Below are 24,622 nucleotides of genomic sequence, written 5' to 3' on the forward strand. Positions count from 1 at the left end.
GGTATAGAGGCAAAATATTCCGTTAAAGTTCGCACAATTGGCACTCCAAAAGGTCTTAAAAATAAAGGTGTTTTAATGATGTCCAAAAAACGCATTAAAGTCAAATCTAAACCTGAAAATTTACCAAAAGACTATGAAATCAATGTAACGGATTTAGATGTAGGCGATGTTGTGCTTGTAAGAGATCTACCAGCATTTGATGGTGTAAAGATTGTTGAACGTGATGATGTAGCCATCGTTGGTGTTATAAAATCTCGCTAAAATATGTTTTTGATTGTAGGTTTAGGGAATCCGGGTCAAAAATATCAAAATAATCGCCACAATATCGGTTTTAGAGTTGTGGATTCCCTAATCTCTTCACTTAATGCAGTAAAGCAAAGTGATAAAAATTTTCAAGGTGAAGTTTATAAATCTAATCAACTTCTACTCTTAAAACCCCAAACTTTTATGAATCTATCTGGTAAATCTGTCCAAAGTGTTAAAAGATTCTATAAAATCACTAACTTTTTAGTGATACACGATGAGTTAGATTTGCCTTTTGGTGCAGTGAAATTTAAATTTAATGGAGGAAATGGCGGACATAATGGATTAAAATCTATTGATTCTTTGTGTGGGAGTGAATATTATAGAATCCGCTATGGAATAGGTAAGCCAAATATCAAAGAACAAGTGACTCATTGGGTGTTAAGTGATTTTAAAAATGAAGAAGAAAATGAGAATTTAACCCTGATTGCACATTGTGCTAAAGTGGCTTTAGAAATTGCAAAGTTGCAATCCCCGCAAGAGTTAGCTAGTCAAATTTCTAGCCTTTTTACTTTAATGCCAAAATTACAAAATGAAACTCTTGGTCAAAGATTGAATGCAGATTTCATAAAAGGGCCATAAAAGCGGTAGAAAAATCAAATGAGTTTATTTTTTCGTTATATTGGAATTTTATATTTAAAATACTTTTTTATTTTATTTGTTTCTTTAGAATGCTTTTTTGTTGTGATTGATTTAGTAAAATATCTAGATGAGTTGCCTGATTCTGCAAACTTAATTGTGCTTTTATTAATCTATGATTTTATGTATGCTAGTCAATTTATCTTGCCTCTTTCTTTAATTTTAGCACAAATTGTGCTGACAATTGTTTTACTTAAAAACTCACAATGGACTGCATTTTTAGCACTTGGTTATTCAAAATTTAAAATATTTTTACCTATTTTTATCCTTAGCTTCTTAATAACATTGTTTTTCATTATATTGAATGCAACGCCCTTTGCTTACGCAAAAGAAAGGGTAGATTTAATTATTAACGAAGGTTTCTTGGGAAACTTTAAAAATGACTTATTTGTGAAATACAATAATACCTATATCTATTTTGAAAAAATTTTTCCATTATTGCAAAGTGCAGAAGGGGTGTATGTGTTTGAACTTAATCAAGATAATAGTTCTATTTTAAGCATTGTAGAGTCTCAAAAAGCAATTTTTAACGGGGAAGAATGGGAGTTACAGAATGTTATGATTACAAATTTTAATGATGATAATTTGCAAATTGGACAAAATCCTCTCATAATCCAAAAGAGAGAAACTTATGTAACCTTATATGGATTTAAGCCTAAGATTTTAGAAAACATTTATGAAAAAAAAGGGAGCATCTCTATTATGGACGCATATGAAGCCATTTCACTTTTAAAAGAACAGGGTGTAAATACGCAAAAAATTCGTGGCTTACTCTATAATTTAATCTTTTTTCCACTTTTTGCACCTTTGGTGATGGTTTGTCTTGTTAACTTTACCCCAAATTCTAATCGTTATGTAAATTTAAGTCTGATTACATTGAGTATGATATTAGGAATATTGGTAATGTGGGGGGTATTCTTTAGCTTTTCGAGGTTATCTATCAGTGGATTCTTGCAGCCAGAAATTAGTATTTTAATACCTATTTTTATACTATTTTTAGTAAGTTTTTGGACATTAATCAAAATGCAAAAAGCATAATTTATCCTAAGGAGTGAAAAATGACAGCACTTTTAAGCGTCAGTGATAAAAGCGGAATTGTAGAGTTTGCAAAAGGTTTGCTTCATTTGGGCTATACAATTCTATCCACAGGTGGGACATTGAAAGCCTTGCAAGAAAATGGCGTTCAAGCATTAGATGTTGCCGAATATACACAAAGCCCAGAAATGTTTGATGGACGTGTGAAAACTTTGCACCCCAAAATTCACGGCGGGATTCTATATCGGAGAGATAACGCGGAGGATAGAGACAAGGCAGAAGAGTTCGGAATCTATAACATTTCTTTAGTATGTGTTAATCTTTACCCCTTTAAAGCCACAATAAAGCGCACTAATGATTTTAATGAAATTATTGAAAACATAGACATTGGTGGTCCATCAATGGTGCGTGCTGCGGCAAAAAATTTTGAATCTGTATTAATTGTTACAAATCCTAGCGACTATAAAGAAGTTTTGACACGTCTTAAAAACAATCAAAATACATTAGAGTTTCGTCAAGGTATGATGATTAGAGCTTTTGAACATACTGCGCACTATGATTGTATGATTGCAAATTATATGAATCAACGTTTTAATAATGGATTCGGTGAATCTCATTTTATCTCTGGAAAGCTTGTCTCTCCAACGCGTTATGGAGAAAATCCTCATCAAAAAGGTGCATATTATGAATTTGGCGATTTTTATTCCAAAACTTTTAAGCCACTTAAGGGAGAAATTAGCTTTAATAATCTAACAGATATTAATAGTGCAGTCAAAATCGCTTCAAGTTTTGGCAAACGCCCTTGTGTATGTATCGTTAAACACGCAAATCCTTGTGGATTCGCACTTAAAAATACTCCAGTGGAATCTTATATAGAAGCACTCAAATGTGATTCTATCTCTGCTTTTGGGGGTGTGGTAGCAGTCAATGGAATCGTAGATTTGAATCTTGCAATAGAAATAAATAAGATTTTCATTGAAGTATTAGTTGCCCCACAAATCACATCTGAAGCTTTAAATCTTTTTACAACAAAGAAAAAGATAAAAATTTTTGTCTGTGGTGGAGAATATTTGGAATTTCCGCAAGATGCACAAGATTTTAAACATATTGAGGGTGGATTTGTTTTACAGGATTCTGATTCCATTACAGAGAATGAAGTAAAAAGCGCCAGGTGCGTTAGCAAAACACAGGCGACAGAATCACAAATGCAGGATTTAGAAATCGCCTATAAAGTCGCAAGTTTAGTAAAATCAAATTGTGTAGTTTATGTGAAAGATTCCGCAATGGTGGCAGTGGGTATGGGCATGACAAGTCGCGTAGATGCTACAAAAGCTGCTATTAGAAAGGCACAAGAAATGGGACTAAATTTAAAAGATTGCGTTTTGGCAAGTGAGGCATTTTTTCCTTTTAAAGACAGCATTGAAGAGGCGCATAAAGTAGGCGTTAGTGCAATAATACAGCCCGGTGGAAGTATCCGAGATGAGGAAGTCATTGAATGTGCTAACACTAATGGAATTGCGCTTTATTTCACAGGTAAAAGACACTTTTTGCACTAATTCTTACGCTTACCAAAGGGGTAGGGTAGGGATTCTATGCTATGGAATCCCAAAGCCTCTTGTAAGTTTTTGTTATATTTCCAAATTCAAGCGATTTTGTCCTTGCAAAGATTCTTGAAATTTCTCTTGAATCGTTTGCATATTAAGCCCACTAACACTGAAAATATTATCTTGCTTTTGTTCCTGCGAGATTTTTAGCGATTCCTCAAACTCTTTTTGTTTCTCTAGTCGCTTTTGCTCTTGCTTTTCTTGCAGTCTTTTTTCCTCTTGTTTGCGCGCTGCATTCTCTCTTGCGATTCTGCCATCAGGGTCGCTTGAACCGCTTGTTATCATCGTGATTTCTCCTTTGGCGTCTATGCTATAACTTACTTGCGTGAGAGTTCCTGCAAACATTCCTGTGTTTAAGGATTGCATTGCCGCTAAATTTTCCTCTAGCCACTGCATTTTTTCAGGATTTTTCAGTGCTTCTTGCAAGAAGGCAGGGGATACGCTAATAGAAGCTGGGATTCCCTCGATACTTTTACCTGCTTGATTGAACCCATATTTTTGCTTTAATTCCTCTTGCAATTCCTCCAAAGTTTGCGGCTTTTTAGAATCGTTGGTGATAGTTGTAGCTACCATATCGTCTGTTTCATAATAGCTTATGAGTTTCGCTCCTAATGCCGCTGCATTTGCCTTTGCTGCTTGATAGCCACTTGTGTTTGTGTGAATGGGATTCATCATTGCTCCTAAGAATTAATTTAGGAATATATCGGCTTTTTTTAAAAAAAATTTATAACTTAATTCATTATTTCTGTTGTGTTTTTTAGTTTTTGTTTGTCAAAATGCGTGTAAATGCGCGAAGTATCTAGACTCGCGTGTCCAAGTGCTTCTTGGACTAGCACTAAGTCTTGGCTTTTTTGATAGAGTAGGGTGGCAAAACTATGTCGCAACATATGCGCACCATTTTTCTCCTTGCGGATTCCATTGGTTAGTAAAACTTGCTCAACAATGCGGCTAACATAAGCTTGTGTCAGCTTTTTACCCTTATGGTTACAAAAAATCAAATCGTCTTGCACTTCATTAGGACGAGAATTTACCCAACCTGAAAAGTCATTATGAATGTTTTTTGTTTTTATCATTACAACACGTGGTTTATTACCTTTACCACGCACTTGAATGATGAAAAATTCCCCATCTAACATAATGTCTTTGATTTTCAGATTCAATGCCTCACTGACGCGAATCCCTGTATAAATAATGATTTTTAATAGCAGACGATTGCGTGCGCCCAAAGACTCGTGTTTAAAGGGAAAACAATCAATTCCATTTAAAAAGCGATGCACCTCATTTTCATTCATATAAGAGGGTAATTTTTGCCCACTTTTGCCACGTAATCCACCCCAATTTTTAAGTTCAATGCGAAAATTATAAGAAGCGCCATCCTCATCTTCATTTTGTTTATCAATAAAGCTAAAGAAATTTAAAAGTGTTATGCGATAATTTTTTTTTGTTGCATCTGAAAGCGCACTCGTATGAATAGTCAAAAACTCCTTAAGCATCTCTTCATCTACTTCTTTAATACTTGCAAGTCCTAGATAAGTTAGATAATTATAAAGTTTTAAAAGCGGTTGAACATAAATATTAATACCGATTAATCCAGCATTTCGGCATTGCTTACAAACCTCTTGTAAATCTTTAATCTCTGTAATTCCACGTCTTAGTTTATTCAAAGCATTGATGATTTCCTTCTTATCTCTTACTTGATGATTGGATAAGCTATTAAGTTTGCTATAAATAAAACGTTCCATCCAAAATAATAAATTCATTGAAAAATCATCTTTAAAATCAACCGAATAACGCAATAAGGATCCTTATAGTTTTTATGGCTTTATTATTATACAGAAAAATTATTAATTTTGTATTGAAAACTATAATTTTCAAACTTTTTTTATTTGGAATCGCAAAAATGTGCTTGTGGATTCTATGTGCTCTATTTTTTAATTTTTGCTAAATCTTTGTTCTTTCTCTAAAGTTTTTTTGAGACTTTTACGATATTATAATATATTAAAATTTGGGGAGCTAAAAATGGCAATTGCATTTCAAAACAACAATCCATTTGGCACTTTTAATAATCCTTTTGCAAGCAATTCATTTGAGAATCTCAAGCCACATATCAAGCAAAATGGTAGAGAATCCAACGCAAAAGAATCAAGAAAAGTAAATGAAAACACAGAAAATCAAGTAGCAGAAACAACAAAAAACCCATTGGACGTATTAAGGTCAAGTCTCACAAGCAAGATTTTGGGTGGGCTTTTGAACTTTGGGCTACAAAATGCAAAAAACAATGCGGCAAATTTACATAATCTTAGAACTCTACCCAATGAAATGAAGCCAAAAGAGGAGCAAGGTAAGCCTCTAGCATTTTCAAATCCGCTAGACACTTTAAAGGAAGTTACAAAACGAGATAACACAAGCAAAAATACTCCTGAATTAAATGAACTAACATTTCTCAATGGCGACAAAGCTGGTACTATTGGCAGTGTGAAGCCAGAGGATATAAATATTGTCCGTGCAAGTAGCATTGAAATCCAAGAGAGTATCACCTACACAATCAGCTACGATAGCGCAAGTGGGCAGTATGCACAAAGCCTCTCCTACTCTTCCTCGTTGGTCGCAAATTTTGATTCTGAAATCACAGATAAAAATGGCAATACTTTCATTTCGCGCGCACAGCTTGTAATAGGCAAAAGCCTTGAAAGTCAAATCACAGGTGGTGTAGAGAGTGTCAATGACACACTTAAAGGTTTCTTGGAAGGACAAAAATTTGCACTAGAATATGATGGCGAACTAGACGAGGAAAGCTTCAAAAACAGCGGATTAGACAATATGCTTTTGATTATGAATAGCAAGAATAATGCTATTGCAGACACCTTTAAAGAAGTTTTGGGACAAAAAAATGACTTCGGTAAAATCTATGGAAGAGCTGATGAAGAGCTAGTTTCACTCTTTGAAAATTTGCATAATCAAAAAGCACGAGAGAAAAACTCTAGCTTACAAACAAAAGAGGATAAAATAGCTTTCCTCCAAAATTTGATTAATTCTAGCCTTGAAATATTTGTTGGGATTCCTAAAGAAAATCAAAACAACCCTACTCTCCAAGATTGGCTCAAAAGCTCAAATGCGCTTACGATTTCTACTTCCTACGAGCAATATAGCGCACAATGGATAGGTAAAAAACTTGACAATTCTGAATCTGGCTTGTGGTGGTATGGCTCTTATTCTTCCAAGAGTGCTTCTTTCAAATTTGAAGCCTAAAGGGATTCTACAACCACCCTCCCCCTAGCCTTTGCTAGAAATCTAACTCGTGCGTCAAATTTTTAAATTTAATATCCTCTAGCTGTTTTTTAATATGTTTATTTTCTTCGTTCAAAGAATCTAGTTGCGCTTGAAGTTGAATCAAATTGCGACTTGTATAATAAATATTATTACGAACATAGATTTTTGGCACAAAAATTAAAAGGGCAATAAACATAAAAACAAACACAAGGCATACGCTTTTAAATGGAATTTCTTTATAGTTTAAATCTACTTCTAAAACTGCTTCTTTTTCCTCTAAATTTAAACTTGTGGTTTGTGATTCTGTTGATTGAAAGGAGTTTCCCATTTTTCTTTTAAGCAAGAAATTATCTAATGAAATGAGGTTTTCTTCTGGTTCTTGTGCTTTGGAATCCTTATAAATAAACTCTTGGTTAGCTTTTGCGTAACGTTCTTCTAAAAAATCTAAATTTTCTTCAGAGATATTACTTTCTTTTTTGAAAAGTTTTTCCCAAAAATTTCGTTTTTGTATTTTGTCTTTTTGCTCTAAACGTAGATTTTCATAAGATTCCATTTCGCCCTCTAAACTCAAAGCTACGCAACTTTGCACTGCGTGAGCGTGGGTTATTTTGCAATTCATCAGCATTTGCACTAAGTGGTTTTTTATAAAGATTCCGACCTTTTTGATGCCCTCCTCCACACGCACAGCGCATAACATTGGAATCACAAATGCAATCCTTCTCCCATTCCCTAAAAGTCATTTTAACGATTCTATCCTCTAAGGAGTGAAAAGTAATGATGCAAACCCTCGCACCCTTGCACAAAGGATTCTCTTCTATAACTTTTAACAACCGCTCCAATTCACCTAACTCATCATTAACTGCGATTCTTAAAGCTTGAAAGGCTTGTGTAGCAGGGTGAATCTTAGGGTGCTTAAAGTGCTTGGCAATAAGAGAACTTAAGGCTTTTGAGCTTGTAATTTTCTCTATTTTACGCGATTCCACAATCAAACGCGCAAGCTTTTTATACTCTCTAATCTCTCCAAAATCTCTAAAGATTTGCTCCAATTGATTGGGGGTATAATGATTCACGATTTCTTTTGCATTTAAAATTTGCTTTTGATTCATTCGCATATCTAATTGTTCTGAATCAAAGCAAAATCCACGCTTTTTGTCGTCAAATTGCAAGGAAGAGACGCCAATATCTGCTAGGATTCCAACGATATTTTGATGTAATTCCACATTTTCCAAAAGTTGCTTTAGCACCTCACTATATCTACCAAATTGATAAGAAAATCGTTTTCCAAACCCCCTTAATCGCTCACTAGCAAAGGCAATAGCATTTTTATCTTGGTCAATCCCAATAATTTGTAGTTTAGGATAAGCTTTTAAAAGTGCTTCACTATGCCCACCAAAGCCTAATGTGCAATCAAGGAACACCCCACCCTTTTGCACTAAAGGGGTCTCAAAGGATTCCAAAACTTGCTTTAATAAAACGGGAATATGTGGAATCTCCATCATTATTTATTCTTGTAAGCGAGAAATTTGTGCGCCTAGTTTTGTAAGTTTTGCTTCCAAATCCTCATAGCCTCTGTCTAAATGATAGATTCTATGGATATTTGTTGTGCCTTTTGCGACTAAACCCGCAAGAACTAATGCGCTAGAAGCGCGCAAATCAGTTGCCATCACATCAGCTCCAATCAATTCATTGACTCCATAAATTGTCGCTGTATTACCACGCAAACTAATATTTGCTCCCATACGTTGCAATTCGCTTACGTGCATAAAGCGATTTTCAAATAACCTCTCTTCTATGATACTGCTTCCTTCGCATTGTGTTGCAAGCGCCATAAATTGTGCTTGCATATCTGTGGGGAATCCAGGATATTCTGCCGTAGAAAGCTCAAAAGCATTGTGTTTTTGTGCTGGATAAATTGTAATAGAATCGTGATTAAAAGTAAGCTTAAAACCGATTTCTTCAAGCTTAGAAATTACTGCACCTAAGTGGTGTGGGTTAATTTTATGCAAAGTGATTTGAGAATTTGTGATTGCTCCAGCACATAGATAGGTTCCTGCTTCAATGCGGTCTGGAATCACTATGATTCTATCGGGTAATTTCAAACCTTCTCTATTGGTGCCATAAATTTCAATTTTATCACTTCCAATCCCAAGAATCTCTACGCCACTTGCTTTTAAAACCTCACAAAGTTGCACAACCTCAGGTTCTTTAGCCGCATTGATAAGAGTTGTTTTACCTTTTGCCATTGCCGCTGCCATCAGAATATTCTCTGTGCCTGTGACGGTGATTTTATCAAAGTTAATCGTTGCACCTTGAAGTCCCTCTTTGGCTGTTGCAACAATATATCCCCCTTCAATACGAATCTCTGCACCCATTTTTTCTAAAGCTTTAATATGCAAATCCACCGGACGCGCACCAATGGCACAACCTCCGGGCAAACTCACTTCACAATGCCCAAATCTACCCAAAAGTGGTCCTAGCACTAAAATAGATGCGCGCATTTTACGCACAATATCATAAGTTGCTTTGGTGCTATTTAATTTAGAAATTTCAACACTTGTGGTGTGTTCATCTATTTTACAAACTTCACAACCAAGCATAGTAAGGAGGTTAAAAAATGTTTTCACATCTACAACATTGGGTAGATTTTCAAGTGTAATTTTGTTAGTAGTTAATAAAGTGAGCGCAATCAAAGGTAAAGCAGAATTTTTTGCTCCTGTGATATTGATTGCTCCTTGCAAACGTGATTGACCTGTTAATGCTAAAAAATCCATTTTACCTCCCTATTTCTTTTTTCCTTTTTTTTCATCGCGATTCTTTAAAGCAGAACCAATCACCGTTTCTATTTCTTTTTTATAATTTGGGTTTGCTTTCACAATCTCTTCTCTATAATTTACAACTCTATCAATATCCATTTTAGGACACCAAGAAAGAGCACCAATAAAGTCAATGCGTCCTTGATATTCTTTACTCTCTTTGCTTATATCACCAAAATGCAAAAAATATTTATTAAAAGATTCTAATGCTTCTTCTAATAACTCTTGTTCAGAATTTTCATCTTTAAAGATTGAAATAAGATAATTAATATTTTGAAATTTTTTCTCTCGCCCTTTTAGCACTGCAAGGTAAGATTGAATTCTTTCATAAATGATGAATCCACCGCCAAGTAAGAAAAATGGCAACATCAAAATAAACAAAAATAAAAAGGTAAAAAGGTAAAAATTAAAATTATACATTTATTGACTACTTTTTAATTTATCATAGAAAATGTTTGTTGCTTTCACGAAGCCATCTGCGCTTCCACAATCATAACGCACGCCTTTAAATTTATATCCAAGCACCATTCCTTTTTTGCATTGCTCAAAGAGTGCATCTGTAATTTGAATCTCGCCATTTTTACCCGGTTTTGTGCGATGAAGAATCTCAAAAATATCTGGCGTTAAAATATAACGTCCAATGATTGCTAAATTACTTGGAGCTTCCTCTTGACTAGGTTTTTCAATCATATGATCTATCATAAAAACATCATCATCTATTTTTCTTCCTGCAATCACGCCGTATTTACTGACTTCCTCTAGAGCAACTTCCTCTAGAGCAACGATGGAACAACGATATTTTGCATAAATTTTGCACATTTGACTTAACACGCCCTCACCTTCATTATCACACAAATCATCACTCAAAATGACTGCGAAAGGTTCATTTCCGATTAAGCTTTCTCCAACTAATATTGCGTGTCCTAGACCTTTCATCTCCATTTGTCGCGTATAAGAAAAATTACAAGATTCCAAAACACGCCGAATATCTTTTAAGAGATTTTCTTTGCTTGTGCCTTTAAGCTGGTGTTCTAATTCATAATTGATGTCAAAATAATCCTCTAGCGACCTTTTTCCTCTTCCCGTAACGATTGCCATATTAAAAATTCCTGCTTCCATCGCCTCTTCTACACCATATTGAATTAGTGGCTTATTAATAATGGGCAACATTTCCTTTGGTGTTGTCTTAGTTGCAGGTAGGAATCTTGTGCCATAACCTGCAGCTGGAAATAAGCATTTTTTAATCATTTTTTCTCCCTTTATAAATAATCTAGCAAACCACTTTGATAAAGCGCATAAAATTGAGCGGCAGTGCGTGGATTCCGCGAACCTTTTTGAGTAGCGTATTGGAGTGCGATTCTGCGGATTTTTTCCCATTGTTTTGTATTTTTCAGGTCTTTAAAATATCCCGCCAATACTTCTAAATATTCTGCATTGCCTTGTGTATAAAATCCAATACATAAAGGAAATCTATCACTTAGAGCAATTTTATCCTCATTCCCCTCATAACCAAAGAGTTCATTCTCATCGTAAAATTCTGGCAATAAATGGCGGCGATTAGAAGTAGCATAGATTTTAATATTCCTAGGTAATGTTTCTAAGCCACCTTCTAATAGACTTTTTAAGCTTTTATACGTTTTTTCATCATTCTCAAAACTTAAATCATCGCAAAAAATAATGAATTTATAATGTTTATTGCGTAAAATATCCAAAATCTCTGGTAAAATCTCTAAATTTTCCTTTTCAATTTGCAAGACTCTTAAGCCCTCTTTGGAATATTGAAGTAAAATTGCCTTGATTAAAGAGCTTTTTCCACAACCTCTTGCGCCCCATAATAACACATTAACGCCTAAGTTTTGATATAAAAAAGCTTCTGTATTGGCGCATAGAAGTTTTATTTCTTTTTCTAAACCTAAAAAGGAATCTAAATCTTGTGATTCCACTTGACTAATGCCGTGTATATAGCCACTTTTACGATAAACTGCTGCAATCTGCAATTCCAAATTCCAAGCAAAGTCTATCATTCACCTTTCCCTTTATCTTTTAGTGATTCTTTAGGTATTTTCACAAGTGACTTAGAAATTGCCTTTTTTGATTTGATATTCTTTTGTTTTGTATTTTTAAGTTGGTAAATTAATTGTTCATTTTTGTATGAAAAATAAACAATTCTCCCTTTACTTAAGTTCCCAAATAATATTAAATCACTGATTGGATTTTTAATCTCTTGTTGAATTGTAAGTGCTAAGGGACGCGCACCAAGCTCTACATTAAAGCCTACTTTTGCCAAATATTCTTTTGCACTTTTTTCCAAAACGATTTGAATGCCTTTGGATTGGATTTGCTCGTTTAAATCTACAATGTTTTTATCTACGATTTTTAAAATCTCTTTTGGACTTAAAGCATTAAAGGCAATAATAGCATCTAAACGATTCCTAAACTCTGGAGAAAAGGTTTCTTTGATTGCACTAGAAAAGCGTGTATTAGAATCTTGTTTAAACCCAAGCACAGGAGATTCTTTAGAACCAACATTAGAGGTTAAAATCAAAATCACGGAAGAAAAATCCACACTCTGCCCGTTGTTATCTGTTAATTTGCCGTAATCCATTACTTGTAAAAATACATTCAAGACCTCTGGGTGTGCCTTTTCTACTTCATCTAATAGTAATAAGGTATGCGGATTCTTTTTAATCATTTCTGTTAAAATTCCACCTTTTTCATAACCTACATACCCTGCTGCTGCACCGATTAATTGCGAAGTAGAAAACTTTTCCATATATTCACTCATATCAATGCGTTCAAAGTTGATGTTTAATGACTTGGCAATCTCTTTGGCAAGTTCAGTTTTCCCTACGCCGCTTGGACCACTAAAGAGAAAAGAACCAATCGGTTTATTTGGCGCACTTAAACCAGCTTTATTGCGTTTTAACGCACTAACAACTTCCTTAATAGCATTTTCTTGTCCAAAGATTCTGGTTTTGAGATGTTTTTCAAGATTTTTAAGCAAACTTTTATCATCTTTTGTCGCTTCAATCTCTGGAATCCTAGCCATTTTAGCTACCATTTGTTTGATGCTTTGTAGGTTTATCTTTCCACTTCTGCCATCTAATTTATAGCTTGCACCCACTTCGTCCATTATATCAATGGCTTTATCAGGCAAAAATCGTTCGTGCAGATAACGCACAGAGAGTTCTACCATTAATGCAATCCCCTCATTAGTATATCGGACATTATGATGATTTTCGTAATATTTCTTCACTCCTTGTAAAATCAGAATGCTTTCCTCAATGCTTGGTTCTTTGACTTCTACTTTAGCAAAACGGCGAGAGAGGGCTTTATCTTTATCCAAAAAGGAACGATATTCCGCATAAGTGCTTGCTCCAATGCAACGCAACTTCCCATTACCTAGCATTGGTTTTAATAAATTGCTTGCATCCATACTACCACTATTAGTTGCTCCCGCGCCAATTAACATATGAATCTCATCAATAAAAAGCACGATATTCCCGCGTTCTAGTACTTCTTCACTTAAGAGTTTAATTCGTTTTTCAAAATCTCCCCTATATTTTGTGCCTGCCACAAGCGAACCCATATTTAACATATAAATTTCTGTGTGATTTAAAGGACTTTCTTCTTGCACAATTTTAAGAGCTAATCCTTCAGCTACTGCTGTCTTACCAACACCCGGTTCTCCGACAAGTAAAGGATTATTTTTCTTTTTGCGCAACAAAATCTCAAAACATCGTCTAATTTCTGTTTCCCTCCCAACCACAGGGTCAATCCTGCCCTCTTTTGCCTCTTTAGTCAAATTGGTGCAATATTTTTCTAGTGCGGATTCTGATTTATCCTCCTGTTTTTCGCTAGAATCTAGTGAGTTTTTCTCCCCTGCTTTATGTAAATTCTCATTAAACTCTTCTTGATTTTCTGTAATGTATTCTAAAATATTTAAACGCGTGATTCCTTGTGTCTTTAAAATTTGTGTGCAAAATGCTTTTTCTTCTTCTAAAATGGCTGCCAACAAATCACTGACTTGTGCTTGCTTGCGTTGTGAGCCTCGCACGTGGCTTATCATCATCTCAATGACACGGGTAACTGCTAAAGTTTCTTGTGGCATTTCACTATTACTTTTATATTCTGGAAAAGTGGTTAAGAAATGCTCTAAGTATCTTTTAATTTGCTGTTTCATAATATCAATGTTTCCACCACATTCTTGAAGGGCTTTAATAACCTTTTGATTCTCCAATAATGCTTGAAAAATATGCTCTAGCGTTAAATACTCGTGTCCTCTAGTTTTTGCTTCTTTTTGTGCATTTTGTAATACAACATTTAATTCTTTACTAATTTCAAACATAATTTTCTCTTATATTTTTTCTAAAATTGCACGCAGTGGATACTGCTTTTCTTTTGCCATTTTACGCACCTGCACAGCTTTAATCTCTGCAACATCATAAGGATAGATTCCGCAAACCCCCTTACCATTATGATGAATTTGGAGCATTAGATTGAGCGAATCTTCAAAGTTTTTATGAAAGACACTTTGCAAAACTTCCATTACAAATTCTTGTGTTGTGTAATCATCATTTAGCAAAATGACTTTATAACGGATAGGTTCTTGGAGTTTTTCTAAAACTTCTGTTGTGCTTTCATATTGTGCGTCTTTTGGCACGGATATTCCTTTTTGTCTTTATAACGCTAAATAAAATCTTTAATTATAACGCTTTTTCATTGATTTTTACAAGACATTTGCGCTTTAATTGCGGGAAAAGATTTGATTTATTGCTTTTAATTATAAAATTTTTATAAATTTTCCTTTAGACCATTGTTTGCAAGAGTTTGGGAATCTTTCTCCTGTTTGATAAAAAATGCTGTTTTGATAGGACAATGCCTCTTGCAAATCGCTATATTGCGAAAGTTCTGGAGGCTTTATGTGGGGGTTAAGCGCATAAAGACTTTGGAGGATTTTAAGCTGTTTTTTGTGCAAATAAACAATCCGTGCCATTCTAAATGGCAAAATCACTTTCTTAAAAATATTTTGCGATTCCACAATGACCAAGCCTAGTTTGCAGTTTAAGTGATTTTGCACCCGCTCCTTTGCACCATAGATTTTCTGCGATTTCTCTACTTTTTGCACTCTTGCTTGTAATTGTGATAACTTATTCTCCCAAGGTTTCGCGCCCAAATAAGGTATAATGCACAATCGCAATTTGCCTTAAGGATTCCTGATAATCTTTGTTTGTATAACCATAGAGGCAATTTTCATTCTCATCAGCTCAGAAGTTATCCGCCCTTCCCAATCTCTCTGCGTTGAAATGATTGATAAAGAAATTCCATTTAGGAGTGAGTTTAAGCGTTTCTTTGCCGATGACTGCGTTTGAAATATCTTGGTCGCCTACTCTTGTAATAAAAGTGTGCATAAATTCTAACGCTCTACTCTCTACTTGAGATTCTCTCCATTTCTTAAGGTTAATCAACATAAATCCTGTATTAAAATACTCTTTCCTAAAAGGAAAGACAAAATCCGCTTGTGTGGAATCTCGTGCCTTTAAACGCTTTTCTTGATAGGGATTGCTACAATCTAGCACAACTGCGGCGATATTTTCCCCTAAATCCAAAGCAAACAATTCCTCTAAGGGGCATAAAACAAGCATTTCTATATCTAAATATAAACATCTGTCAATTTCTTGTGACAACACGGAAGCAAGTTTGATTCTAAAATATGTCAAATGATTCGTATGGTTTGTCCATTTGGGCGAATCCTTAAATTCCTCGTCGCTAAGAAAATGCACGAGAATACGACAGGGATAAAGGGCATCGAGTTCTTTTTCAAGCTCTTGAAGTTTATTTTGCACACAGAGAGAAAGAGAATCACTCAAAATATGGGAGCAATAGCCTTGCTCACTAGAGTCTTGCGGGGGGGGGGGGGGGGATTTAGTTGCCTCTTGTTTGCAAGTTTGCTTCAATGCAGTTTTGATAATGCTCATCATCAAAAACTGCATTGTATTTTATGTAATTTTCATCAGCATTAAAAACAATATGAAACATCAACCCTCTTTGTGATTTAAATAATGGCGGAATTATAGCATAAAATGGTGTTTTAAAGCGGTAGGGATTAGTCATTGCGAGAGGCTTTAACCTCGTGGCAATCCATAATGTTGGTTGAAGTAAAGATTCTATGGAATCGCACATTTAAAATTCTGTATTTTTGGATTCTTATGGAATATTTTTTGATTGTCAAGATTATAGATTGCTTCGTCATCGGTGATTCATCACACGTTCAAACTCATTTTGCTTTTTTGATTTTTCTTGAAAATGCAGCCAAGATTCCACCGCACGCAATGCAAATCATACCGATGACAACTAAGCCGTGTGGCACTTGGTCTCCTAGAATGATTCCTGCCAAAGTCGCCATAAAAATAGTAATATAAGAGATTGCCCCAATCATCGGTGGATTACCTAAGCTATAAGCCTTAGTCAAATAAATTTGTGCATAAGTTGAGACGATACCAAGTCCCAAAATCAAACCCCATTCTTGTAAATTTGGCATTACAAAAGGGGCAAACAAGGCAATGGGATAGCTTTCATAAGGCATAAGCTGCGTTAAAAGCGACAAAATAGAACCACTTAGCATTAAAGAGCCAATAATCACTCTTGGGTCATAATTTTTAGCAAGTTCCGCGATAGAAAGGTATGCAAGCGCCGCACCAATCCCACTATAAATACCAATTAAGAATCCAAAAAGCTTAAATCCGTGCTTTGAGGATTGGAGATAAGCAAAATTCCACTAAATCCCATTAAAATCGCTATCCAAACCTTTAAAGATACATTTTTATGAGCAAAAATTACACTTAAGAGAGCCAAAAAAATTGGCGAAGTGTAAGAAAACGCATAGGCAGTTCCTAGAGACATTACAGACATATTATAAAAATACGCCATCATTGCGCTTCCACCTGCAAATCCACGAAAAAATAGAATGAAAGGCTTACCACCTTGTTGAGATTTAGGAGGATTTAGAATTAACGCACCTATAATCCAAATCAAACCAAAAAAATTCCGAGCAAATGCCACTTCTATTACAGGTAAATTAGGTGTCAGCATTTTGACAAACATTCCCATAGCCGTAAAAAGCAATGCAGCAAGAAATATAGCAATGATAGCTTGTTTATTGGATTCCAATTTTGATCCTTTTTTAAAAATTGTGGAATCTTACTAAAATTAAGATAAGATTTGACAAAGACAAAAGCTTAAAGTAAAATAAAACTTTAATTTAAAGGCTACAAATGGATAAAATTTATGGAAGCATTGCAATTATTGGACGACCAAATGCTGGAAAAAGCTCCTTATTTAACCGATTTTGCAAACAAAGAATCGCAATCACTTCAGAAATTGCAGGAACAACACGAGATATTAAAAAAGCAACGATTTCTTTACAAGGTTTGCCTTTTTTGATTTTAGATACTGGTGGATTAGAGAATAAAGATTCTTTGTTTGCAGATGTCTTTAAACATTCTATACAAGCGGGCGAAAGTGCGGACTTAATTCTCTATTTAGTAGATGGCAAAACTCCACCACAAACAATGGATAAAGAGATTTTTTATGCACTAGAACGCAAAAATCCAAATATTTTTTTGGTTATCAATAAAATAGATAATGACAAGGAAAAGCAACAGGCTTGGGAGTTTATGGAGTTTGGAGCAAAACAAGTCTTTCCTATCTCTGTCTCCCATAATCGCGGAATCTTGGAGCTTGAAAATGCAATTCTCTCCACTCTTAAAAATGATACATTAGAGCAACTTTTAAATGCAAAGGTAGAAGAGGATTTGGAGGAATTTTTAGAATCTGAAAACTCAACGCAATCTCAAGAGGATTCTATCATTAATATCGGAATCATCGGACGCGTCAATGTAGGGAAAAGTTCATTATTGAATGCTTTGCTTAGGGGCGAACGAGCCATCGTCTCCCCTATTGCCGGGACGACCATAGACCCCGTAGATGAAAAAGGAGAAATCAAAGGGCAATTAGTCAATTTCGTAGATACTGCTGGAATACGAAAAAGAGGTAAAGTTGAAGGTTTAGAGAAATTTGCGATGCAACGCACACGCGAAGTGCTAGAGCGCACAGACATTGCGCTTTTGGTGCTTGATGCTTCCGCACCTTTTGTGGAATTAGATGAGAAAATCGCGGGATTGATAGACGAATACAAACTCGGTGTGATTGTTGTTTTAAATAAATGGGATATTGCACATAAAGACTTTAAGGGGATAATGGAGGATTTTAAATTGCGTTTTAAGTTTTTAGAATACGCACCAACACTCACAATATCTGCTAAAAATGGGCGACACATTCAAAAGCTAGAAGAAGAAATTTTAAAAGTTTATTACAATTTTTCTTATCGGATTCCAACGGCAAAACTTAATGCAATCATCAAAGAAGCAACCTCTCGCCACCCGATTCCCAGCGATCACGGCAAAATTGTTAAAGTCTATTATGCGACACAATTTGAAAGTAAGCCGCCACAAATTGCATTGATTATGAATCGTCCTAAAAGCCTACATTTCAGCTATAAGCGGTATCTAGTAAATTTCTTGCGAGAGCAATTTGACTTTAGTGGCACACGTGTGATTTTCATTGCTAGGGGAAAAAATGATTTTGAGGAGGAATCTTAAAGTATTTTTCACTTCGTCATTGCGAGAATCCGTAGTATTTGTGGCGTACATTGCATTAGTAACTCACCTGCTTTATCGCAAATCTATAATTTGGAATCTTACTTGAAAGCTAACCACTTTGGCATTTCAAGACGCACAGAGTGCAACGAAGCAATCTATAATTGCACTTCTTTAAAGATTCCATTGCAAAGGCTTCTTTATGCACGATGATAGATTGCAACACTTGCGTTTGTAATGAAGAATTTCTGCCCTCTCTGTGAAACCTCTATCAATGACTTTTGAGATTGCGCAAACAAGCCATTAAAATAATCAGCAGATTTGCGACAATTAATCCACTAAAAAAGGCTAAAGCATTGAATGATTGCTGTTTTATAAGAGTCAAGATTCCAATCACAAGGAATCCATACGCAAAAAGACGCAAAGGAAGAAAAAACATTTTTGCACCTGTTTTGACATTGATAGTGCTGAAATTTTTCCAAATCTTACGCTTAGATCTTTTTGGCTTCTTTTGTGATTCCGCTTTGTCTATCTCCATTGCTTCTGATAGGTTGTGTAAATCTTTAGATTCTTCTTCCCGCAATTCCTCTTCAGCAATTTCTTGCTTACTTCTATAAAACTGCGCCAATGCTTCTAGCTCCTCTTTGGTTGCATTTTTGATAAGACTTTGGATTTTATGCTTTTGTATATAAAAAACGATGGAAACAATCAGCCCAAACGAAAGAAACGCAAAGATAAAATTAAGTGCAAAGGTTGTCCCAAAACCAATCCATACTCCTAGAGAGAATAATCCTATGATAAAAACAAAAGCCAAAAATAACTTTGAGAATCCCATTTTATTTAATCATCATCGTCTTCATCATCAAAATCTTTTGGATTATTTGCAGTAGAGGCATATTTTGGGTCTTTTGCAAGTTCGTCCAACTCTTTTTTTTGACGCTTGTAGGCTTTATAAACATTCAAAATCGCCGCACACACGCCCCACACAACACCAAGCCAAAAGAGCCAACGCATACTAAAAAGTGATTCTAAGCCATAACCAATCCCTACCCCAATTAACACCGCAACTACAATAGAAATCCCGAGTGTGGCATTAGAATACGCCAACATTGCATCTTTGTATTTTAACTCTTCTTTGGGTTTGAAATCACTTTGCGATTCTGTATTTTGTGTATTTTCTTGTGGATCTTTATTCGTGATAGATTTTTGTTTATTTTCCATAAGTTTTTATCTCCAACAGCACTTCTCTTGCCCTTTCTAACACACCATCTATTAAATTCTCGTCCATTACAGCGCAAATAAATCCTGTTTCAAACTGCGAGGCAGCAAAATAAACTCCCTTATTTAACATTCCTTGATGAAAGCGCGCAAACATTTCTGTATCACTTTTAAGCGCGTCTTGGAAGTTTCTTACCTTTTTGTCGTTAAAAAAGAATCCAAACATACTTCCACGCACACAAGTTTGCAAAGGAATCTGGAACTCTGTGCAGAGGCTTTCTAGTCCTTGCGTGAGCTTTAAGGCTAAACCCTCCAATCTTTCATAGATTTTGGAATCTTCTTTTAATTTCCGCAATGAAACAAGCCCAGCACTCATTGCCACAGGATTCCCGCTTAAAGTGCCTGCTTGATATACTGCACCCTTAGGAGAGAGCAAATCCATAATCTCTGCTCTCCCACCAAACGCACCCACAGGCATACCACCTCCAATCACTTTGCCAAAAGTTGCCAAATCACCCCGCACAGAATAGAACTTTTGCGAACCACATAAACTTGCCCTAAATCCACTCATCACTTCATCTAAAATTAGTAAAATTTCGTGTTTGTCACAAAGTTTTCTTAATCCCTGTAAAAACTCTACTTCGCTTGGCACAAGTCCCATATTTCCGGCAATTGGTTCTAGGATAATACAAGCAACACCTTTTCCTTGCTTTTGACTTAAAGCAATGCAAGATTCTACACTTGCTAAATCATTGTATTGTGCAACAAATGTATGCTTGACAAAATCTTGCGGCACACCGGGCGAGCTAGGATTTCCAAAGGTCGCCATTCCACTTCCAGCAGAAACCAACAGAGAATCACTATGCCCGTGGTAACAACCCTCAAACTTGATAATATCCTCTCTTTTTGTAAAGGCGCGAGCAAGACGAATCGCACTCATCGTTGCTTCTGTTCCGCTTGAAACAAAACGAATCTTTTCTATCCCCTCTACAATCTCAATAACTTCTTTAGCAAGTGCGGTTTCTAAAGTCGTAGGTGCGCCAAAAGATAAACCCTTTTTCACAGATTCTATGACTGCTTCCTCTATCTCTTTATCACAATGTCCAAAAATCAATGGACCCCAGCTCTGTACAAAGTCAATATAGCGATTCCTATCTTCATCAATCAAATATGCTCCCACCCCATTGGTAATAAAAGGTGGAGTGCCACCAACACTTTGAAAAGCACGCACAGGAGAATTAACACCGCCGGGAATTACTTGCTTTGCTTCATTGAAGTCATTAATACTATTGAGATAATTTAAAGATTCCATTTTTTCCCTTTCAAAAATAAATTACAAAGATGTTGAAATTTTAGGCTTCTAGACATCAATATTCAAAGCTTGCTCATTTAATCTTATGTGCGACAAATTTTGATAGATTATTCAAAATTTCTCCTCCCTTGCGGAATCCCAATGCACAAGCCTCATAAGCATAAAAAACATTGGGTTGATAGAGGCTCCCATTATGATGATTTTGCATTGCAAATGCTTGGTAAATCTCTGGATAGTTTTCATATTCCCCACTGCATTTATGAAGGATTTTCCCTTGTGCGTCCAAGATACTTACACTCTCTCCCTCTCTCCCAAAAGCGTGCTTTTTGACTTGTTTTTGATGGAGTGGTTCATAAGAGGTTTCAAGTAATAAAGGGTGATTGGGAAACAAATCCCATAGAACCTTTAACATTCGTTTGCTTTGAAACATCAATGTATAAGCAGGATTTAAAAAAATTGTATTTTTATTGGCTATCATTGCTGTGATGAGTTGTGCTAACTCTGGTTCATCTACTGCAATGCTTTCCCAAGGAATGAGTTTAAACCAAAATTCGTAGTTCTTATTATCAAAGCTTAAGCCATTTTGCTCCTCTAGCACTGCTTCGTGTGCATAACAAAAATTTGTTTCAAATCCTGCTTCTTTAGCGATGACTTCTAGCAATCGCACCGTGCGCTCTTCCTCTTCGCTGCCTTGAATGCTAGAAAAAAGGATCTTCCAACCCTCATAAATTTCATTAAAATGAGAAATATCCTCACCTAGTGTAATCATTCGTTTGAAATTATCCCCTAGCGCTTCATAGAGATTATTAAATTGCAAAGATTCTTTAAAACCATTTTTTTTCAACAATGCCCATTGGATAATGGCACTTTCATAAACCATTGTAGGCGTATCAGCGTTAAACTCCAATAGCTTAATGGGATTTCCATCTAATCCACCAGCTAAATCAAAGCGTCCATATAAATGCCAATGCACTTCTTCCTCCCAACTTCGTTCAATAGCTTCTACAAGATTAAATGGAATTCCAATTTCAAAAAACAAATCATTATCTATGACATATTGCCCTGCTTCTACATACATCTCATAGAGTTCGTTGGCAGCATCATAAAACCCCTGTGCCTCTTCCTCACTCATTTCAATAATCTCATCACTGACATAAGGTGTGTTATCAATATCTGTGTGCCAATTAAGCCCTAAATCTTCTAAATCCGCATTCGTAAGAGGTTGTGCATTTAAAATCTGCATTTTAGCCACCATAACTTGAACGAGAATTTGAAGTGCTAGAGCGATTCTGTGTAGAGCCTGTGTTGTTTGGAGAATAAAACCCACTGCGTCCGGCTGCTGCACCTGTTCTTGTATTGGCATTTTGTTTAAAAGAACTTTGGGAGCGTTCATAAGCTTGAGGGGTTTTATAGCTTGTTCTTTGTTGGGATTGGTAATTTTGATTATTAAAGAGCTTGCTTCCAATCCAACTTCCAAGAATTGCTCCTGCTGCACTTGCTAAAATAGTCTCTCCAAGTGATAATCCCCCTCCTGTTGGATTCGTAAGCTGCGAAGTGCCTGCTTCTATCTTTTTATTTTCCTCTGCGATGATTTGGTCAATTTCTTCTTGGCTTAAGATTCTCTCTTCCCCATTTTCGCGCAAAATTACGCGTGTTTGTGCGCTTGGAACTTCATCAAGTATTTTATAACTACCATCGGGTTGCTTTTCAATCGTAACAGTAGCACCTTTTTTGGCTGCCTCTTGAATGCCACTTTGTGCATTTTCTTGTGTGCCATTTCCGCAACCAACGATAAGTAAAACTGCGGCTAATCCCAAGCCGCTTTTGCTAAATTCACCCACGATTCTTGGGTCAGAAATCTTTTTTAAATACTTTTTCATCTAAACACTCCTAAAAAATATAAAGATTCTGTGCATTATACCAAATACAATTATAAATAAGTTATAAATAAACTCTTGGCTTTAAGTTTTTTGGAAAAAATCCTTAATTTTTTAAAATTATATTATGATAATTATTTTCATTTAAGTTTTTTAATTGTAAGATTCTATCTCATTTTTAATCACCTTGATTGAAATTTTGAAATGAAAGGGTTTTTATGAACATCAAAAAATCAAGTTTAAGTCTAATAGGGCTTTTGGCGCTTGCGACAAACGCAAATGCGCAGAGCTTAGAGGAAGCAATAAAGGGGATAGATGTCAGCGGATTTTTACGTTATGAATATGAAGACAATCGTTTTAAAAATCCTCAATTTAACAAAGACGGCGAAAAAAGCGGCGATGTAGAGCATACTTGGCACGCAGAAGCAGAGTTTAAAATCCCTGCTTCAGAGAATCTCGCACTTAATCTCGGAATTTATTATGAAACCTCTCAAAACACAAACCACGGCAAAGGCGTGGATTTAAACAACGATGGCATAATAGATAATTCGGAATCCTTTTGGGGTTATGGGCTTGGCTCGGGTAAAGATAATAGCTTTGGCGTAAGCACCTTTAATGCCTTGATTACACCGGATTCTACAAGCACAAATATCACGCTTGGAAAAATGCGCTTAGATACGCCTCTAAATGACGAAGGAGAGGACAGAGGAACAGGAATTTTGATTGTTAATAGCGATTTGCCTAGCATTAGTTTAGTCGCAGGAGCGTTTGATTCTTGGGCATTAGACGACATAAAAGATGATTTACCAAAAGAAGCAAGCATTACCAAACCGCTCTATCTGCTTGCGGGAATTGGGAATTGGGAGTTTGACTTTGGCAACATAGAATCGCAACTTTGGTATTTCCATATTGATGATATTGTGGATTCTGCATTCTTTTATCAGCTCGGATTCTATCAAGATTTCTTTCATTTAAGCGGACAATATGCTTATGCACAAACCAAAAGCTCCGGCGTAGCAAATCTCATACAGGCTTTGGGTGGAAATTATAATAGAATGCAAACAAAAAGCGACTTTATCAGCCTTGAAGCCGGTGTAGATTTAGCAAAATTGGAGATTCCATTAGATTTGAATCTTGGCTATATTACCAACACAAAAGATAATTTCGCAGTCTCTTTGGACGATGAGGGTGCATTGCAAATGGCGGGTGCGGTTTGGTTTGATAATTATGACACCACAGGAGTAAATTTTTCTGCGATTGGGGGCGCAATCAACAAAAATGCAGAAAAAGACTTAGATGTCTTTTATGCATTTTTGTCCTATGATTTGCTTGAAAATCTAAATATGGGAATAGATTATGTCAATGGTAAAAATAAAGTCAAAGATATTTCAAGTCGTGTTACAACAAACATTGACTTTTATGAAATTACACCAAATCTTACTTGGGGATACAATGAAAACTTAGAAATCTATGCCTATTATGCGTTTTTAAAAACAGAGCGTAGCGGAAATTATGTCTCTCCAGAAACAGGTTTGGAAAATAGAAATCAATTCAAAGTAGAAATTGTTTATACATTTTAATGGTTAAAATTTAAGATTCTATGAATCTCATAGAATCTTGTTTTGGAGGTTAAATGGAAACTTTTATCTTAGGATTTATTTTCGTTGGTGCGCTTTTATACTTTGGCTATAAACTTTACCCCAAAAAAGATAAGGGTTGCAGTTGCGGTTGTAGTGATTCTTCAAAAAAACCTCACAAACTGCAAGACAACCCATAATCCACATAGATTGCCACGACTTCTACGAAGTCTCGCAATGACAAAAACAAGCTACTGCGTCCTTAGCAATCTATTAAAAATCGCCTTTAAGATTTCATTGCAGAGTTTAGGAAATTT

General features: G+C 35.6%; 28 protein-coding genes. 8 read left to right on the plus strand and 20 right to left on the minus strand.

Annotated elements, in window-relative coordinates:
- From Q0Y61_RS05860 to purH, 4 genes are all read left to right on the plus strand, one after another.
- Positions 1-261, plus strand: a 261-nt coding sequence (locus Q0Y61_RS05860; protein WP_297812825.1) for a 50S ribosomal protein L25, incomplete at its 5' end; no start/stop codon positions are given.
- Positions 262-264: 3 nt separating this feature from the next.
- Positions 265-885, plus strand: coding sequence for an aminoacyl-tRNA hydrolase (pth, locus tag Q0Y61_RS05865; protein ID WP_297812828.1), 621 nt, complete (start codon positions 265-267; stop codon positions 883-885).
- An 18-nt stretch (positions 886-903) separates the two neighbouring features.
- Positions 904-1,980 (plus strand): LptF/LptG family permease, encoded by a 1,077-nt coding sequence (locus tag Q0Y61_RS05870; protein WP_297812832.1) that lies wholly within the window; start codon positions 904-906, stop codon positions 1,978-1,980.
- A gap of 20 nt (positions 1,981-2,000) precedes the next feature.
- Positions 2,001-3,533 carry a bifunctional phosphoribosylaminoimidazolecarboxamide formyltransferase/IMP cyclohydrolase gene (purH, locus tag Q0Y61_RS05875; protein WP_297812837.1) on the plus strand — a complete coding sequence of 511 codons (1,533 nt, stop codon included), beginning with the start codon at positions 2,001-2,003 and terminating at the stop codon, positions 3,531-3,533.
- 72 nt (positions 3,534-3,605) lie between these two features.
- Here purH and Q0Y61_RS05880 read toward each other — a convergent pair whose 3' ends face one another.
- A complete protein-coding gene (locus Q0Y61_RS05880) occupies positions 3,606-4,253 on the minus strand; it encodes a hypothetical protein (RefSeq protein WP_297812841.1) in 648 nt (215 codons plus the stop codon).
- Positions 4,254-4,312: 59 nt separating this feature from the next.
- Positions 4,313-5,377, minus strand: a complete 1,065-nt coding sequence (locus Q0Y61_RS05885) for a tyrosine-type recombinase/integrase (RefSeq protein ID WP_297812844.1) — start codon at positions 5,375-5,377, stop codon at positions 4,313-4,315.
- Positions 5,378-5,600: 223 nt separating this feature from the next.
- Between Q0Y61_RS05885 and Q0Y61_RS05890 the strand changes: the two genes are divergently transcribed.
- Positions 5,601-6,830 carry a hypothetical protein gene (locus Q0Y61_RS05890; RefSeq protein WP_297812847.1) on the plus strand — a complete coding sequence of 410 codons (1,230 nt, stop codon included), beginning with the start codon at positions 5,601-5,603 and terminating at the stop codon, positions 6,828-6,830.
- Between the two features lie 34 nt (positions 6,831-6,864).
- Here the strand turns inward: Q0Y61_RS05890 and Q0Y61_RS05895 are convergent, their stop codons facing one another.
- The 13 genes from Q0Y61_RS05895 to Q0Y61_RS05955 form a co-directional block, all read right to left on the minus strand.
- Complete coding sequence (locus Q0Y61_RS05895) at positions 6,865-7,404, minus strand: hypothetical protein (RefSeq protein ID WP_297812850.1); 540 nt, start codon at positions 7,402-7,404, stop codon at positions 6,865-6,867.
- A complete protein-coding gene (rsmH, locus tag Q0Y61_RS05900; protein WP_297812984.1) occupies positions 7,391-8,347 on the minus strand; it encodes a 16S rRNA (cytosine(1402)-N(4))-methyltransferase RsmH in 957 nt (318 codons plus the stop codon). Before rsmH ends, Q0Y61_RS05895 begins: the two co-directional genes overlap by 14 nt.
- A 6-nt stretch (positions 8,348-8,353) precedes the next feature.
- Positions 8,354-9,622, minus strand: coding sequence for a UDP-N-acetylglucosamine 1-carboxyvinyltransferase (gene murA, locus Q0Y61_RS05905; RefSeq protein WP_297812853.1), 1,269 nt, complete (start codon positions 9,620-9,622; stop codon positions 8,354-8,356).
- Positions 9,623-9,631: 9 nt separating this feature from the next.
- Positions 9,632-10,084: a hypothetical protein gene (locus Q0Y61_RS05910; RefSeq protein WP_297812857.1), complete on the minus strand. Its 453-nt coding sequence runs from the start codon at positions 10,082-10,084 to the stop codon at positions 9,632-9,634.
- On the minus strand, positions 10,085-10,912 hold the full coding sequence (gene galU, locus Q0Y61_RS05915) for a UTP--glucose-1-phosphate uridylyltransferase GalU (protein ID WP_297812860.1): 828 nt from the start codon (positions 10,910-10,912) through the stop codon (positions 10,085-10,087). It abuts the gene before it with no gap.
- 11 nt (positions 10,913-10,923) lie between these two features.
- Entirely contained in the window at positions 10,924-11,688 is a 765-nt protein-coding gene (locus Q0Y61_RS05920) for an ATP-binding protein (RefSeq protein WP_297812864.1), read from the minus strand.
- Entirely contained in the window at positions 11,685-14,012 is a 2,328-nt protein-coding gene (locus Q0Y61_RS05925) for an AAA family ATPase (protein ID WP_297812867.1), read from the minus strand. The genes Q0Y61_RS05920 and Q0Y61_RS05925 overlap by 4 nt, the downstream gene beginning before the upstream one ends.
- A 9-nt stretch (positions 14,013-14,021) precedes the next feature.
- Complete coding sequence (locus tag Q0Y61_RS05930; protein ID WP_297812870.1) at positions 14,022-14,327, minus strand: ATP-dependent Clp protease adaptor ClpS; 306 nt, start codon at positions 14,325-14,327, stop codon at positions 14,022-14,024.
- A 120-nt stretch (positions 14,328-14,447) separates the two neighbouring features.
- Positions 14,448-14,858, minus strand: a complete 411-nt coding sequence (locus tag Q0Y61_RS05935) for a hypothetical protein (RefSeq protein ID WP_297812873.1) — start codon at positions 14,856-14,858, stop codon at positions 14,448-14,450.
- Positions 14,859-14,931: 73 nt separating this feature from the next.
- The gene (locus Q0Y61_RS05940) at positions 14,932-15,645 is read right to left on the minus strand and encodes a glycosyltransferase family 8 protein (RefSeq protein ID WP_297812876.1); all 714 of its coding nucleotides are present in this window, start codon (positions 15,643-15,645) and stop codon (positions 14,932-14,934) included.
- Positions 15,590-15,847 carry a hypothetical protein gene (locus Q0Y61_RS05945; RefSeq protein WP_297812879.1) on the minus strand — a complete coding sequence of 86 codons (258 nt, stop codon included), beginning with the start codon at positions 15,845-15,847 and terminating at the stop codon, positions 15,590-15,592. The genes Q0Y61_RS05940 and Q0Y61_RS05945 overlap by 56 nt, the downstream gene beginning before the upstream one ends.
- Before the next feature lie 94 nt (positions 15,848-15,941).
- Entirely contained in the window at positions 15,942-16,289 is a 348-nt protein-coding gene (locus tag Q0Y61_RS05950) for a hypothetical protein (RefSeq protein ID WP_297812882.1), read from the minus strand.
- A gap of 95 nt (positions 16,290-16,384) precedes the next feature.
- Positions 16,385-16,834, minus strand: a complete 450-nt coding sequence (locus tag Q0Y61_RS05955; RefSeq protein WP_297812885.1) for a DMT family transporter — start codon at positions 16,832-16,834, stop codon at positions 16,385-16,387.
- A gap of 104 nt (positions 16,835-16,938) precedes the next feature.
- Between Q0Y61_RS05955 and der the strand changes: the two genes are divergently transcribed.
- Positions 16,939-18,324 (plus strand): ribosome biogenesis GTPase Der, encoded by a 1,386-nt coding sequence (gene der, locus Q0Y61_RS05960; RefSeq protein ID WP_297812887.1) that lies wholly within the window; start codon positions 16,939-16,941, stop codon positions 18,322-18,324.
- Between the two features lie 268 nt (positions 18,325-18,592).
- Here der and Q0Y61_RS05965 read toward each other — a convergent pair whose 3' ends face one another.
- The 5 genes from Q0Y61_RS05965 to Q0Y61_RS05985 all read right to left on the minus strand — a co-directional run bounded on the left by Q0Y61_RS05965 (position 18,593) and on the right by Q0Y61_RS05985 (position 22,731).
- On the minus strand, positions 18,593-19,135 hold the full coding sequence (locus tag Q0Y61_RS05965; RefSeq protein ID WP_297812897.1) for a hypothetical protein: 543 nt from the start codon (positions 19,133-19,135) through the stop codon (positions 18,593-18,595).
- A 26-nt stretch (positions 19,136-19,161) separates the two neighbouring features.
- Entirely contained in the window at positions 19,162-19,431 is a 270-nt protein-coding gene (locus Q0Y61_RS05970; protein WP_297812987.1) for an AtpZ/AtpI family protein, read from the minus strand.
- Between the two features lie 100 nt (positions 19,432-19,531).
- A complete protein-coding gene (gene hemL, locus Q0Y61_RS05975) occupies positions 19,532-20,851 on the minus strand; it encodes a glutamate-1-semialdehyde 2,1-aminomutase (protein WP_297812899.1) in 1,320 nt (439 codons plus the stop codon).
- Positions 20,852-20,924: 73 nt separating this feature from the next.
- Entirely contained in the window at positions 20,925-22,094 is a 1,170-nt protein-coding gene (locus Q0Y61_RS05980) for a glutathionylspermidine synthase family protein (RefSeq protein ID WP_297812990.1), read from the minus strand.
- Between the two features lies 1 nt (position 22,095).
- Positions 22,096-22,731, minus strand: coding sequence for a UPF0323 family lipoprotein (locus Q0Y61_RS05985; protein ID WP_297812901.1), 636 nt, complete (start codon positions 22,729-22,731; stop codon positions 22,096-22,098).
- A 215-nt stretch (positions 22,732-22,946) separates the two neighbouring features.
- Here Q0Y61_RS05985 and Q0Y61_RS05990 point away from each other — a divergent pair, with 215 nt between their 5' ends.
- Together Q0Y61_RS05990 and Q0Y61_RS05995 are read left to right on the plus strand one after the other, a co-directional pair.
- The gene (locus Q0Y61_RS05990) at positions 22,947-24,308 is read left to right on the plus strand and encodes a major outer membrane protein (RefSeq protein WP_297812902.1); all 1,362 of its coding nucleotides are present in this window, start codon (positions 22,947-22,949) and stop codon (positions 24,306-24,308) included.
- A gap of 53 nt (positions 24,309-24,361) precedes the next feature.
- The gene (locus Q0Y61_RS05995; protein WP_297812904.1) at positions 24,362-24,505 is read left to right on the plus strand and encodes a FeoB-associated Cys-rich membrane protein; all 144 of its coding nucleotides are present in this window, start codon (positions 24,362-24,364) and stop codon (positions 24,503-24,505) included.
- The last annotated feature ends 117 nt before the right edge of the window (positions 24,506-24,622 follow it).

The sequence above is a fragment of the uncultured Helicobacter sp. genome (genome assembly GCF_947367035.1).
GTDB lineage: Bacteria > Campylobacterota > Campylobacteria > Campylobacterales > Helicobacteraceae > Helicobacter_D.

Excerpts from the sequence above, each read along its gene's own strand:
- Q0Y61_RS05945 (WP_297812879.1), bottom strand. The coding sequence starts at position 15,847 with ATGTGCGATTCCATAGAATCTTTACTTCAACCAACATTATGGATTGCC.
- murA (WP_297812853.1), bottom strand. The coding sequence starts at position 9,622 with ATGGATTTTTTAGCATTAACAGGTCAATCACGTTTGCAAGGAGCAATC.
- Q0Y61_RS05995 (WP_297812904.1), top strand. The coding sequence starts at position 24,362 with ATGGAAACTTTTATCTTAGGATTTATTTTCGTTGGTGCGCTTTTATAC.
- Q0Y61_RS05870 (WP_297812832.1), top strand. The coding sequence starts at position 904 with ATGAGTTTATTTTTTCGTTATATTGGAATTTTATATTTAAAATACTTT.
- der (WP_297812887.1), top strand. The coding sequence starts at position 16,939 with ATGGATAAAATTTATGGAAGCATTGCAATTATTGGACGACCAAATGCT.
- purH (WP_297812837.1), top strand. The coding sequence starts at position 2,001 with ATGACAGCACTTTTAAGCGTCAGTGATAAAAGCGGAATTGTAGAGTTT.
- hemL (WP_297812899.1), bottom strand. The coding sequence starts at position 20,851 with ATGGAATCTTTAAATTATCTCAATAGTATTAATGACTTCAATGAAGCA.
- Q0Y61_RS05895 (WP_297812850.1), bottom strand. The coding sequence starts at position 7,404 with ATGGAATCTTATGAAAATCTACGTTTAGAGCAAAAAGACAAAATACAA.
- Q0Y61_RS05890 (WP_297812847.1), top strand. The coding sequence starts at position 5,601 with ATGGCAATTGCATTTCAAAACAACAATCCATTTGGCACTTTTAATAAT.
- pth (WP_297812828.1), top strand. The coding sequence starts at position 265 with ATGTTTTTGATTGTAGGTTTAGGGAATCCGGGTCAAAAATATCAAAAT.
- Q0Y61_RS05985 (WP_297812901.1), bottom strand. The coding sequence starts at position 22,731 with ATGAAAAAGTATTTAAAAAAGATTTCTGACCCAAGAATCGTGGGTGAA.
- rsmH (WP_297812984.1), bottom strand. The coding sequence starts at position 8,347 with ATGGAGATTCCACATATTCCCGTTTTATTAAAGCAAGTTTTGGAATCC.
- galU (WP_297812860.1), bottom strand. The coding sequence starts at position 10,912 with ATGATTAAAAAATGCTTATTTCCAGCTGCAGGTTATGGCACAAGATTC.
- Q0Y61_RS05910 (WP_297812857.1), bottom strand. The coding sequence starts at position 10,084 with ATGTATAATTTTAATTTTTACCTTTTTACCTTTTTATTTTTGTTTATT.
- Q0Y61_RS05940 (WP_297812876.1), bottom strand. The coding sequence starts at position 15,645 with ATGATGAGCATTATCAAAACTGCATTGAAGCAAACTTGCAAACAAGAG.
- Q0Y61_RS05925 (WP_297812867.1), bottom strand. The coding sequence starts at position 14,012 with ATGTTTGAAATTAGTAAAGAATTAAATGTTGTATTACAAAATGCACAA.
- Q0Y61_RS05990 (WP_297812902.1), top strand. The coding sequence starts at position 22,947 with ATGAACATCAAAAAATCAAGTTTAAGTCTAATAGGGCTTTTGGCGCTT.
- Q0Y61_RS05880 (WP_297812841.1), bottom strand. The coding sequence starts at position 4,253 with ATGAATCCCATTCACACAAACACAAGTGGCTATCAAGCAGCAAAGGCA.
- Q0Y61_RS05950 (WP_297812882.1), bottom strand. The coding sequence starts at position 16,289 with ATGCTAAGTGGTTCTATTTTGTCGCTTTTAACGCAGCTTATGCCTTAT.
- Q0Y61_RS05920 (WP_297812864.1), bottom strand. The coding sequence starts at position 11,688 with ATGATAGACTTTGCTTGGAATTTGGAATTGCAGATTGCAGCAGTTTAT.
- Q0Y61_RS05980 (WP_297812990.1), bottom strand. The coding sequence starts at position 22,094 with ATGCAGATTTTAAATGCACAACCTCTTACGAATGCGGATTTAGAAGAT.
- Q0Y61_RS05970 (WP_297812987.1), bottom strand. The coding sequence starts at position 19,431 with ATGTTGGCGTATTCTAATGCCACACTCGGGATTTCTATTGTAGTTGCG.